This window comes from Bartonella sp. OT172YNZD, assembly GCF_042193725.1.
In the GTDB taxonomy this organism is placed as follows: domain Bacteria; phylum Pseudomonadota; class Alphaproteobacteria; order Rhizobiales; family Rhizobiaceae; genus Bartonella; species Bartonella grahamii_A.
On the sequence record NZ_JBHILZ010000013.1, the window covers coordinates 15749 to 28233 of the forward strand.

Here is a 12485-nt window from a genome sequence, read left to right on the forward strand (position 1 = left end):
CAACCATGAGAAAGACTTTTGAAAAAAGTTCCTCATCGAAAATTTTTACAAGGTATTTTTTTAGATTATATTCTGTTTTCCACCTAAACCGATCTTCAAACAATGCCAATCGATAAACAACAGTCTGTAAACAATCTGGCTTCTTATCTAACGGATTTGACTTAGCTTCCCCCTTCAAATCCATCCTTGTCTAAAGTTATTCTACAAAAAATTAAGAATACTCACAAACGAAAAACACCCCATTCATAAAGTTTTAACCGTACCTCAAACAATGGTATTTACGGCACAACGGAATAAACTCAAGTACAAAACACCATCTAAGAGAGTTCAATGACTCACCATGTGTTTACAACGCATCGCCAATCTGCTCTAGCCAACAGAGCGCCCATTTTGAAATGTATGTCTCTTCAATACTTAAGTAGATCAAGTATTGTATGTCTTATTCTCTTTATATCACCACCTTCAATAATAGTGTTTTAATGACGCTATGTTACGGCATAATAGGATTAAAATTTTATCCACAGGCTTTTTGTCATCGCACAGCAGTGCTTTAAACCCAGCGCTTGAAATAATGTATCACGATACCACAAGAGAGAGACATTTTGGATAAAATCTTTATTCCTCAGCAAAAAACTACATGAATAAAGAAAGATTTTTTGTTCTCTTTTACCCTACCTGCAATAATCACTGTCTTGCTCCTCTAAAGAACTATAGGCAAACTCACTTTATATACATCCAAAAAAGGCAGCACAAAAAATAAAATAATAGAGAGAGTTAAGTTTTTTCTAAAGCGCCTAAAAACTTTCTGCACAATATATTCTATAAAACTTTTTTCTCATCACAAACATTTTGCAATCATTTTTATCTTTCTCTCACACAGTTTTCATTCTCAGGCTTTGACAGCATAAACCACCGCCATATTGACAGGACGCGTTTCATCACCCCCTGTTTTTTGCAACAAGATCTTATGTTCATGCTCTCCCGCAGCCTTCGTTAACCCATTTTGACTGATAACTTGAGCCATATCTCTTTGATATTCACCGTGATTCGTAAGAAAAACTACATTTTTAGTTATTGGCATACTATGCTGGTGTTTGCCTGTCGAATCTGTTTTTCCTTCGTGGGTATGAGATTTAAAAGACTCCTCTTGTCGACTTCCCAAGAGACGTCCTTTATCAATTTCTTTTCCACTATCGAGCCCCCGTAAAAACATTCCACGCAAATCGGGGACATTGAATGTTGTTCTCTCATCTCCTTTTCCCCATGTTTCCCCCAAAACAGCAAAGAGATTTGCATAGTTCTTTCGCGAATATTCTTTACCATCACATAGCAGCCATCCAGATGGTATTTTTTCCGTAGCAAAAGTCCCAATAAATCCAGAAGAAAAAGTTTCAGGCAAAGGAGGAAAGGGAGGAATTTCAGGAAGTTTTATAGTAGGATTGGTTAAAAACCAGCCATCAGCATTTTTTCCAGCAATATCACAGGTATAGACGATTTCATAAAGTCCCCCCTTCTGAATTTCTCCGCCCTTTAAAGGCACGATACCCTCTGGAGTTGCCATATAAGTTGGTCGTGGAAGCAAATGATTTAAAGAAACATTTGTTATTCCTCTGTTAACGCCTTGTGCTTTAAAGCGCACAACAATGCCATCCATATAAGTCTCAAAAAAAGACTTTGTTGCCAAACGAAGTGATGTCCTCTCGTTTTCCACATCGACAGTAAACTGTGTTTCAATCCCCCCCCCATTATCCAACAAATATTCTTTGATACGTTGCATCATAGCACGGGCGCTATCATTAACTGAGCTTGGCGGTTGCCCTTCTGCCCAGTTTATACTCTCGTCGACATAAGCATTTTCTGATGCGATAATTGACCAATCATAAATCGAACTCATAGAAGGTACTCTTTTTGCAAAAATGGAAAACGAGCAAAAAATGCAGAAAAGAAAGCCGCAATTTTATTTTTAGATGCCGGTATTTTCTCCATTTTCAGGCCTATTTTGTCATAATCAACATGCAATAATTTTGTTTTTGCATTGACATAAACAGCTTCAGGCTTCACACGCAACACGTCTTGCGCCATAACACCCTGATAACGTTGTGGATTTCCCTTATAATTAAAGGTATAAAGTGGATAACCCTTTTTCTGCCCCACAGGGATAATATTTTCTTTTGCTCTCACATCACAAAGCCCTAAAATTCCTCCAACCAATCCAAGTACTTGCTGCGCATCACGCAATGGATCTTTTGTCACAGAAGGCATTGTCGTGGATTTTCCTGAAGTTGTTCCGTAATTTCCAGCAGCCTGTGTTCCTATCTGTAACAAGCGTTCCAATCGGTTCCAATCTTGATTATCTTTTTCTGACCATTTTTGGCGTTCAGCATCTAAGACATTTTGACGGTTTATATCTTGAAACATGCCCCCTTTCAAAGCATTGCTTTGCACGTTACTCTGTCCTTGGTAATAGCTATTTGCCGCATTAACCTGATCATTCTGAGAGCGATCAATCATCTGGTTTGCATTCATCATATTGTTAATATCTTGATTATATTGCTGTGCTGCAGCATTTGTTGCCAACGCCCCGAGTTCATCGGCCAACACACCGGTATGAGCCCCAGAGCCATAACGTCCTGCCCCAGACATCGATTGATTAATTGCATCGGAAGTTTTATTCAGGGCATTTTGCAATGCATTATTAAATTTACTATTGCTTCCAATCCAGCTTCCCTTAGCCATACTGGAAAGATTTGTAGCGCTGTTGGTTGGTGCATTCAACCATTGCGTTACCGTTGGATTGTTATAGAGCCCTGCCGCTTGTTGTAAACCGGTCAGAGCATTTTTTGTCATATCGCTAAGACCAGCGACTCTGTCTCCCTGATAAACGTTTCCACCAATTCCTTTATTATAAAGTCCAAGTGCATCAGCACTCGTTTGTTTAAGAATATCAGCCGCCCACGCAGGTGGAGCATTTGTTTGTGTTGTTGTCTGAACTTGAGGTGTGGTTTTTCTACTCATGGGTTGAGAACCTTTCTATATTGAATAAGATTACGAGAATATCCGTGATGAGCGAGCCTTTTCGCCCAGCCAGTTCTTCCAAACATGTGCATTTCTTCAGCATTAATTGTTCGCGCCCATTTTTCAACTTCATCAATCAATTTGACCAATTTCAACCCTCCCTCTCCAGCAAGATCTGAGAGAACGACGCATTTTTTTCCGGTATGGGCTATTTCAACTTTGGTTATTGCAAAAGCACTAAATTGGATTTTATTTTTTAAGACCAGCCACAATTGTGCTTGTCCTGTAGCGATTTCTTCAGCAATTTTTTCCAGACAAACATCATCAGGAAAGCGTTGAGCATATTTTTTCAATGCAGCATTGAGTGCCTCTTGATAAGGAGCTATTTTTTCCCATGACCATTGCTCTGTCAAATGAGCAGAATACAAATCTTGACTCTCTTGCATCATAATTTTGGCTCTTTTAGCTTTATCACTCATCCCCCCTTAAATAACATCCCCCTACGCATTTCACACGTTCCATTCTTACCGCACAACTTTCAAAAAGAAGGATACAACAAAAGAAGAGAAGCCCATTATCCCTTTGTCACAACAAATAGAAAACTTTCTTCTTTATAAAAATAAACCATTGTGCAGACTATTTTTCCTTTATCGCAGGCAAGCATGAAACATAACGCACCACATTGTTCCCTTGTTTATAAAGGCTTGGAGGACCTATGGGGCATTTGTTATTTAATAATAGAGGCCTGAGGACTATCGCATTCCGGCCTGCGTCAATTCCACATCAAATCCGGTAACATGAGTCCAATTCACCCCTTCAGGAATACGCAGTTTAAAGCGGTAAAACCGTGCCCTTGCGCGACAATGAATTTGTCCAGTATTATAAGAGGGCTGTTTTTCTGGCAACCAAACAGTTTCCTCTTCAAGAGATTGTCGAAAGCGCATTCCCACAGACAAATAAAACTTTCCACTATTGACTTGAGGCATAATATTTTTCACCCGTGTTATCATGCCATTTGTCTGCCCCATTTCTTGTGATGTCATTATACAAGCCATAGGACACCCAGAAAACGAACCGAGTCTCCCCTGTTGATCAAATGCCCCCAGAATGGGCGATTCATTTTTCCAAGCTTTACTATCGAGAGAAAAGGATAAATCATCAATATTCTTAGTCACAAAATCAAGACCTTCTAGGGTTGTTCCTGCTAAGAAAATAGGCAATATCATTTTGATATCCACGAGAGCTTTTGTCCATTTTTGCAATCCCCAATCATAAATGAGCAAGATACGTTTATGAAGGTTCTCATCAGAATCAATCATCCAATAAACACGATTATACACCCCATCGATAGCCGCAAACATAGTATACAGATCATTCTGCCTTGATTTTGCAGTCATCGTTCGATCAACTTTTTCGAACCCAATGGATATAATCTGTCCCTCATTTGTGATTTGATAAAACCCGCCCTCATCGGCAAAGAATGCTAAATCGCCCCGACAAACAATCGATTCAGCATTTTTTGCGCCTCGTTTATCGTGGATTTTTTGGAAACTAAAAATAATCTTAGAGCCAGGGATAAAAGAACCGGCATAGATTGCAGAACGCATAAAGATAATTGGATTTGTTGTCTCGGTTGCCCCTTGGACGAATCCGCCATCAGGAAAATCTTGATAATCACAGCTTTTTTTCCCCACGGTCCAAAATTCAGCATCATTTAATCCAGACCAATGAACCCGTCTTGGATGCTCGGTTAATTTCATCAAACAAACGAAATCTCCCCAAATTCGAACAATCCCTGCTTGTGGTGGATTTCCCCCTAAATTTCTAAATGTTTTATCATGATTAATATCAATCACTTGTGGTTTATCATTAGCATTCACAGCAATGATAAAATCACCAAATAAAGCAAAAGACCAAGGAGCATCGATATTAGCAAGATAAGATTTTCCTTTTTGGCTAATATCTTTCCACTTCATTGTTGTATTATCAAGCAAGAAGATTTTTTCTCTTGTCCCAACAATAATAGAAACCCCATTTTTTGTTTTAACCGCAAGAGCGCCTAAAATGGGCGCAGGACAAGGCTCTGATAAAGGTTCAAAACTTGGCATAGGGATATAGGAGCCATCAGCTGGTAGCACATTAACAAGTTCATCGGTAAAAATTCCATTGATATCCGCCACATCGGGTCGATAATCAGCGATTGGGAAAAAAGCCATCAAGACCCCCATAAAATCCTTGAAGAGCCTAGTGCCATTCAAAACACCAAGGCTTATTAATTGAAACCACAAAAACCCTTAAAACTCTAAAGGCATAAAATTCAACAAAATACACAACCTTAAGTTGATTAACGCGTCGAAAAAACAACACCATAAATAATGACGGACCCAACGCCATCCACCAACCCTTCATCATCAATACGCAACGCTCATCCAACCATAAGGGACAAACCAGCCATAAACGATTTGGAAAAAAGCCTTTTAAAAACTCATTGGGCGAATCTTTGAAGAACCTTTTCGGCGCGATGTTTCAATGCGCAAAGCTTGAAGCTGTTCTTGAAAATCTCTGAAAGAAACGGCAGCATATTCAGGATCTTTAAGAATATTTTTATAAAGTTCATATTTTGCCCGTGCTTTAATAAGATCAAAAGCATAAATCAACCAAGGATTATCGCTCTCTTTCAGCTGTTCATCGGCAAAATGAACAGGAGCATAAGAAAGCTGTACAGTTTCTACATGTTCTGGTGTTGGAAAGAGTCCTATTTTTTGATCAAGGCACGTATAAAAGAATGACGTTCCTAGCGCAGGATGCATACCATATTGTTGATGCAACACTTCCAAGGGCTTAAAGAACAACTTTGTTGGTGTTGCATTTTTTGTTGCTAAAAAGACGCCCTCCAAACTCTTTTCTGATTCAATAAAAACCCCCTCTTCTTGTCCATACCATGTTTTACCACTTTGTGTTTTAAACGTCCTTTCTCTTTTTTCATTAAAGAAAAAGGGTTCGCATTCACACAAACGCAAAGCTGTAAAAATTGAATCTTGAATTTGCAGGGAATATTCCGCTGTTGTATCGTCAATTTCATCTTGAATAAGCGCGACCATATAAGCAAAAGTTTTAGAATGATCTGAATGTGTAAGGTTTAGATTTTTGGGATCAGTGGATAAAGTGGTCATAAGCCTGTCCTTTTTCTGGAAGCATTTTAAATTTTTCCCCCAACAGATCCCTCTTGTTGGGGGAAGTTAGCAAACATGCGTTTTAAGCAGGTGCTCCATAAGTTGGGATGACGATAGTGCCAAAATCTTGAGCGCCTTGCGTACTTCCTGGCAAGGTAAAGCAAGTTTTTTTCATACCAATAATGGTTTTTGCCGCGACCCCGAATTCTCTTTCATAGTCGAAGAGTTCTTCCACCAATTTATAACGTGTCGCCCCTCGATCTTTACCAAAAGCAATCACAGCACTCTGCGCACCAAGTAGAACAGCACGACGCACATTTGGTACAGCTTTATTTGCCGTCCCAGATTCAACTCCTTCGGTAATATGTTCAGCTTCGCGCAAAACCACACCATTATACATACCCAAAGATCCATCATAGAGCGGATTTTTGATACGACTTCCATTATAGATTGCCTTGGTAATGTCAAGCCATTGCCCCGCATCTGTATTAGTTCGCAATTGCGTCACTTGGGTTGGATGGAGATAAAGCACATAGACATTTTCCCCATCAATCCGCACGGGTCTAATTTTTGGATTTGCCAATTTAGCCCGTTCAACAGCTTTATCAATGAGCTTGAGATCAAAAACATCGTTTGATTTTAAGTCTTCATCTTTTGTTTTTCCATTAGGGCGCACGACGCGTTTATCGGTTGGCGCGGTTGGTGCATTAAAACCATAATGGACAGGTTTAAGAGTAATCGTACGTCCCTCAAAGTTAATAGCTTTTGCAGTATACCCACACACTTGAATGAAGAACATCATACTTAGACGGTCTGCATACCAATCAACCAAACCATTTTTTGCCTCGGTGCGCAAATCATGGAGAATTCGTTGTTGATCAATCGTTCCCTCATTTTTGACACGCACGGCATGAACGAGTTCATTAATTGCCAAGCGATCATTGAGAAACTGTAAAGCTTCTTCATTGCCTTCTAATGTCTGCCCTTCACTCACCCCATCGCCGAGCAACTGCACACGCAAATTAAAGCTAATGGCATCACCACTTGCTTTCGTGGTTTCATCCTTTAATTGTACAATACTGTTTGAATCATTTCCAATCAACGGTGCAATCGGAATTGCTTTTGAGACTTCTTGGTTTAGTAATTTAGACCATGTGCGCACTGCCATTGGGTCATTAAGTCCGATATAAGTTACAGTCATTTTATCCTCTAAAAGTTTTATTGACATAAAAAACCCGGCAAAGCGCCGGTTGTTAAAACACCACATTTCATTTCAGATGGTGAATAGGTTGTTCGTGTGATTTATCTCATTTCTGTTAGCGTCTGCCTCCCCCTATAAGAGCTCTCCTCACCACATCCGTTCTTTGAGAAATCCCCTCTTCCCTCTCCGCCCGCAGCCCTCCGCGTTTCCGCACCCCCCCCCGCATTCCTTGCGCTAAAAGCCTCTCACGTTCCCCCAAAAAACACCTGCCACATTCTTGTGTTTAAAATTCTCTTCCCCCCATTAAACGATTAAAAACAGCTTTATTTTTAGGATCAGAAACCCAAGCGCTAAACTCTGCTTCTGACATTTTATCAAGCATATCCAAAGAAATCGGCCCATTTGGTGTCAAGCCGTTATAAGCAGCAAGTGTACGTGCAGAATTTTGTCTTTCCTGTAAATTTTCACCCATGTTATTGGGAACATTTGTGTAGCCAATTTTTTGTGCAATAGAATAAATCACTTCAGCCGGATTTTGATTTTTTTGAGCACAATCGTGCAAGATCTGTTTCAACTCATCACCAATCAACGCATCAATATTTTTAGGATCTGCCATCTCAGGATAGAGCGAAGCGCAAGCTGCCAACTGTTTAGCCCGCGTTTCATAAATAAAATCAGCTGCTTGATCAAAATCATGATACTTTTGCTTAACACTTGCAACAGACTGCTGATAAAACGCATGCAACTGTTCTGCTTCCAAACCAAGAGAAGGTTGTTGTTTTTCATTAACAAGTCCTTGTTTTTGGAGTGTTTTTCCCAACCATTGCATATAGCCCATAAAGTCTTTTTGTGGATCTGGCGGACCATCTTCTCCCCCTTGAACTTCTTTTCCTGCCTTTTGTGAAGAGTCCTGTTTTTGATGCATTTGCCCTTGGAAATTATCTTCAAGGTTTTTTTCTTCTCTTCCAATTTCACCATCTTCTCCCTCTTGTGTTGAGACCAGAAAATCCTGTTTCAATTGGTTTTGTTCTGCTGGCGTTAAATGTTCTTGATCCATGACGTTAGCCTTCTCTTTTTTAAACAATAAAATTAAATTTTTCAGATAAAACAGCCTGAGACCATTTATCCCCTTAATGCCTATCCATCACTTGGGCTCCAGCAATGCACCCACATGCTCTCTCCCCCCCCATGACGGCAAAACAACTTCCCACCATATCCCCACCATGACGAAAAGACTCTATCGAACATTTTCCCCAAAACGCACTGTCCAATAAAACAGCTCTTCTGAGATAAAGAGAGGCGACATTGCACGACATAAGCAACATGGGTAACTATGGAAATTGTTTAGATAAGCAACTTCTGATAGATGAAATTCATCTGAGAGAGCACATCATAAAGCATCCTATCTTTGAGCCTTTCCTGTCTGCAACATCTGCATTATCTGCTCTGCTCCCACATTATTCCCCATCTGCGCTGAAGCATTTTGCTCTTCTTGGAGAGAATTTTGTGCCTTTATCGCAATTTTATGAATGAGTGAAGCCGGTAAAGGCGAATAGCGTAAGAGATCAAGCATAATCTCAGGTGTTGCAAAATTTTGCATCAAAGGAAGCAATTGCATGATCAGTGCAAAAGTACGCTCTTTTTCATTAAGACTTGTTGGCGCATCATCCACAACAATATCATATTCCAAACTTGTCACCATTTCACGTGTCAGTGGAACATACTGGGCATTTTCATCACCAGCAATACGGACCAGCCGCCCATCGGACAGATAATTTTGAATAAGATAGAGAATAATTTTTCCCTGTCGTTGCCGATATCGACGCAACCCATCAAAAAAGGAAGCCAAAAGATTAAGTGACGATTGTCGCCGTTGTTGTTCAAGAATGCCAGGCTGATTGACAGCTCGCGTCCCAATAAATTCAGAAGACAATCCCGTCACCTGTTCGAGTGCGCTCTTTGCTTCATTAAACAATTGGAAAAACCCTTGTGGAAATTGTGCCACGGGTTTAGGCTGGATTCTTCCGCCAGACACAGCACCACTTTTCAACCAAGTAATGCTATCGGCTCTAGCCCAACTCTCGAGGGCTTGTCGATCATCATCAAAAGCATCGCGTTCTGCCATAATTCCGCCTTTTGATTGGCTATTGAGCAAATGCATCACTTGACTAAAATATTTGTTTGCCCACCGTTGGGGATCTTTTGTTGGCTTAACAAGTCCGTAAAAGTGCCGGCTTAACTTATCAAAAGTACCGGTAATACATTCCCATCCCAATTGATTGGGGGGAACCAAGGGCTTATCAGGCGCTTCGAGCAGCTTTCTGCCCAAAAATGCCCGTTTGACAATTTTTCTGTTCAACCTTGTTGCCTGAACATGAGGAAAGGTTTTACTTAAATTTTGGAAATCCTGCTCTGAATAATCAATAAACTTTCCACTTTGAGGCTCGAGAACTTTATAAACCACCTCGCGTTCAAACCAGCGACATTCTACCAATGTCACCATTTTAGGACGTTGATAGGTCCCTCCCTCTTCCCACTCTCCCTGAGCCCCCCTCTCAACCTGATAACTTTGTGTCATCCCATTGCTGGTTGAGTGTAAAAAACTCTGATGTTTAACCCAATCAGCATTAAGATCGCTCCAATGAACATTGGGAAACATTTCCTGAGCCACAGCAAGAGGTTTTTCATCAATATACCATAAACGTTGTGCATCAATAAGATTGGTCTTGACAGCACTTGCATCCCACACCATTTTCATAGGGTCTAAGCGTGCAATAATTGGTTTTCCTTGTGGATCTTCTTCATAATCAAGGCGTGTATCTGTCCACCCCATTCCGCAAATAATTGCATCTTGAAAGGCATCGGAATCTTCGTATTCTCCATCGGCTTCATCACGAAACCACTCAGCCGCCCCTGTCAGAATCTGGTTCGCAAAAGCTGCTCCTTCTTGTCGTGGAATAAATTGAACTTGTCTTTTATTATTGCGCTCAGCCCCAATCACGGCATTAATTAAAGGCGCAATACGGTTGAAAGTCATGACCGGTCTGTTTTGTTCGTTTAAGACAGCAAGATCTTGTTCATTCCATTGCCGTCCATTATAAAAATCGTAATCTTCTTGGGCATTTTTTCGCCATTTTTCGACATGAGCAATATCATCCTGATACCAACCCACGAGTTTTTTAAAGAGTGCTTGATTTTCAAGCGTTTCGATTTGATCAAAAGAAGAAAAAGAAGAATCTGTAGAAATATTCATTAAAAAGCCATCCATGAAGTTTGAGAATGGTGAAACGAGCGATAAGTTTTTTTTCGCGCTTTAGCATTTGGCTGTTCATAAGCCACACACATCAGTCCAAAGGCATCGGCCCCATGGCTTGCCCAATCATGTTCAGCGCCTAGTCCGATATTGCGCTGTTCGTCGCGCCTTTCATGATACCAAGCGAGTGCTTTTCTGCCCGCACATGTCGTTTCACGATTAAACCATAGTGCAGAAAACAATCGCCTTACGGCTTCGATACGCATTTTCACAGCGCCTGTTCCTTGATTAGGAATTACTTTAGTTTGAAAACCGGCTTGTTGAAGGGCACTTTCAAAACTCACATTATAGACACGATCTTTTGTTGCGCCATCATGAGGCAAAACCATGAGAGCCTTTTCATATCCCCTTTGAAAGACCCAGCCCACATGCTCTGAGAGAGGCTGTCCTTGAGCTTCATAATAATCGAGCACTCGGATTTCCCGTCCAACAAACTGCGCCACCCACAATGCGGTAGCATCAGCCTTTGCGCCTGTTCCCCCAATATCCCAAAAGATTCTCACCTGCATCAAAGGATCCCTTGGAACAGTGGTAATCCGCCCTTCCATTTCGGCTTCCAGCAGACATTTCTGATAATACGCCCCTTGGACAGCTTGGAGATATTCGCCTTCCCAAATATGGTTATACTGCTCTGGTCTTTGCTGCAAATCGTCCATTCGATCACGATTGAGTTTTTCAGGAAATTGCGGATTATCACGCCAATTGATTTCCACCCCTTTGATATAAGGATTATCGACATTTCGGAAACGCTTTTCCACGGCTGCATTTTCATGGCACGGGTTCCATGTCACCCATAATTCTGCATTCCAATCTTTTCCTTCTTCGCGCAAAGTTGGAATAAGTGTTTGCCAAGCAGTTTCTGTCACGGGCTCGGCTTCATCGACCCAACAAAGGAAAACGCGCCCCATTGATTTAATGCTTGCGATATTGCGATCAAGCCCAGAAAACACATAGACAATCCGTCCATCTTTTGACTTAATATATTTATCGCCGACTTCATAATAGTCTTGTAAAAAAGGATAAGATTCGATAGCGCGTTTAATTTCTTCCAAAGAACTGTCATTGAGAGAATTTTGAAATTGCCTTGCACAAAGAATAATACCCCGTTCTCCAGCCATTCCATGGCGATATCCCACCACAGCCGACATCAAAGCAAAAGAACGTGTTTTTCCAGAACCCCGTCCTCCCCAAGCAGCTCGCACATCTGCTTTTCCAGTAAAAACAGGAATAAGCTTTGGAATAAGAGCCACTTGAGCCGTTTTCTGCTCCATTTTTTGAGAAATTTTCTGAACAATTTTCATTATAAATTTTCATACTTTAGCAATAATTGCGCTTCACCCTTTTGCTTATCCCAAATTTAATGATCCCAAAGCAATTGAATGAAAAGAGCAATTGAACGAAAAACGCCCTTCTCAAAAGCAGCGCTTTATCTTCTCTTCATCCTAATACTCAATGAATTTCACTTTTTTGCATAAGGGCCCCCTTGACCCCTTGACCCCTTGACCCCTTGACCCCGCATATACACGATATACGCCCCAAGTTACCTTATATCCCCCAAAAAAGGGGTCCCCCTATTCACCACCCCAACACCGCCCCTCAAACACCGCGCCTGTCATCTCCCAACCAAAAGCGCGGTATCCCCAACCAAATCATAGCCTCAGCACACGCTCTCAGGCATATCCAAAGCCCAACATCCTCAAATATCATGCCTCTCAAACATCACCAATCCTTACACTTGTCTATCCCCCAAGATACCCCCACCAAAACACGTGCATCCCGCAAG

Annotated in this window: 11 protein-coding genes; all 11 read right to left on the minus strand. The window is 41.0% G+C overall.

Annotated features, from left to right (window positions below; genetic code table 11):
• Positions 1-889 precede the first annotated feature (889 nt).
• The 11 genes from ACFIJS_RS06795 to ACFIJS_RS06845 all read right to left on the minus strand — a co-directional run bounded on the left by ACFIJS_RS06795 (position 890) and on the right by ACFIJS_RS06845 (position 12003).
• The gene (locus ACFIJS_RS06795) at positions 890-1894 is read right to left on the minus strand and encodes a phage tail protein (protein ID WP_375650815.1); all 1005 of its coding nucleotides are present in this window, start codon (positions 1892-1894) and stop codon (positions 890-892) included.
• A complete protein-coding gene (locus ACFIJS_RS06800) occupies positions 1891-3015 on the minus strand; it encodes a tail fiber domain-containing protein (protein WP_375650816.1) in 1125 nt (374 codons plus the stop codon). The genes ACFIJS_RS06795 and ACFIJS_RS06800 overlap by 4 nt, the downstream gene beginning before the upstream one ends.
• Positions 3012-3464 (minus strand): hypothetical protein, encoded by a 453-nt coding sequence (locus ACFIJS_RS06805; RefSeq protein WP_375650817.1) that lies wholly within the window; start codon positions 3462-3464, stop codon positions 3012-3014. The genes ACFIJS_RS06800 and ACFIJS_RS06805 overlap by 4 nt, the downstream gene beginning before the upstream one ends.
• Positions 3465-3767: 303 nt before the next feature.
• On the minus strand, positions 3768-5231 hold the full coding sequence (locus tag ACFIJS_RS06810; protein WP_375650818.1) for a hypothetical protein: 1464 nt from the start codon (positions 5229-5231) through the stop codon (positions 3768-3770).
• A gap of 261 nt (positions 5232-5492) precedes the next feature.
• Positions 5493-6188 (minus strand): hypothetical protein, encoded by a 696-nt coding sequence (locus tag ACFIJS_RS06815; protein WP_375643938.1) that lies wholly within the window; start codon positions 6186-6188, stop codon positions 5493-5495.
• A gap of 82 nt (positions 6189-6270) precedes the next feature.
• Positions 6271-7389, minus strand: a complete 1119-nt coding sequence (locus ACFIJS_RS06820) for a N4-gp56 family major capsid protein (protein WP_375650820.1) — start codon at positions 7387-7389, stop codon at positions 6271-6273.
• Positions 7390-7504: 115 nt separating this feature from the next.
• Positions 7505-7648 (minus strand): hypothetical protein, encoded by a 144-nt coding sequence (locus ACFIJS_RS06825; RefSeq protein WP_375650821.1) that lies wholly within the window; start codon positions 7646-7648, stop codon positions 7505-7507.
• A 24-nt stretch (positions 7649-7672) separates the two neighbouring features.
• A complete protein-coding gene (locus tag ACFIJS_RS06830) occupies positions 7673-8446 on the minus strand; it encodes a hypothetical protein (RefSeq protein ID WP_375650822.1) in 774 nt (257 codons plus the stop codon).
• Between the two features lie 73 nt (positions 8447-8519).
• Positions 8520-8660 (minus strand): hypothetical protein, encoded by a 141-nt coding sequence (locus ACFIJS_RS06835; RefSeq protein WP_375650824.1) that lies wholly within the window; start codon positions 8658-8660, stop codon positions 8520-8522.
• Between the two features lie 131 nt (positions 8661-8791).
• Positions 8792-10642: a portal protein gene (locus ACFIJS_RS06840; protein WP_375650825.1), complete on the minus strand. Its 1851-nt coding sequence runs from the start codon at positions 10640-10642 to the stop codon at positions 8792-8794.
• Positions 10642-12003, minus strand: a complete 1362-nt coding sequence (locus ACFIJS_RS06845; RefSeq protein WP_375650826.1) for a PBSX family phage terminase large subunit — start codon at positions 12001-12003, stop codon at positions 10642-10644. Before ACFIJS_RS06845 ends, ACFIJS_RS06840 begins: the two co-directional genes overlap by 1 nt.
• Between the last annotated feature and the right edge of the window lie 482 nt (positions 12004-12485).

Coding starts and splice junctions, on each gene's coding strand:
- ACFIJS_RS06795 (WP_375650815.1), bottom strand. CDS start 1,894: ATGAGTTCGATTTATGATTGGTCAATTATCGCATCAGAAAATGCTTAT.
- ACFIJS_RS06800 (WP_375650816.1), bottom strand. CDS start 3,015: ATGAGTAGAAAAACCACACCTCAAGTTCAGACAACAACACAAACAAAT.
- ACFIJS_RS06805 (WP_375650817.1), bottom strand. CDS start 3,464: ATGATGCAAGAGAGTCAAGATTTGTATTCTGCTCATTTGACAGAGCAA.
- ACFIJS_RS06810 (WP_375650818.1), bottom strand. CDS start 5,231: ATGGCTTTTTTCCCAATCGCTGATTATCGACCCGATGTGGCGGATATC.
- ACFIJS_RS06815 (WP_375643938.1), bottom strand. CDS start 6,188: ATGACCACTTTATCCACTGATCCCAAAAATCTAAACCTTACACATTCA.
- ACFIJS_RS06820 (WP_375650820.1), bottom strand. CDS start 7,389: ATGACTGTAACTTATATCGGACTTAATGACCCAATGGCAGTGCGCACA.
- ACFIJS_RS06830 (WP_375650822.1), bottom strand. CDS start 8,446: ATGGATCAAGAACATTTAACGCCAGCAGAACAAAACCAATTGAAACAG.
- ACFIJS_RS06840 (WP_375650825.1), bottom strand. CDS start 10,642: ATGAATATTTCTACAGATTCTTCTTTTTCTTCTTTTGATCAAATCGAA.
- ACFIJS_RS06845 (WP_375650826.1), bottom strand. CDS start 12,003: ATGAAAATTGTTCAGAAAATTTCTCAAAAAATGGAGCAGAAAACGGCT.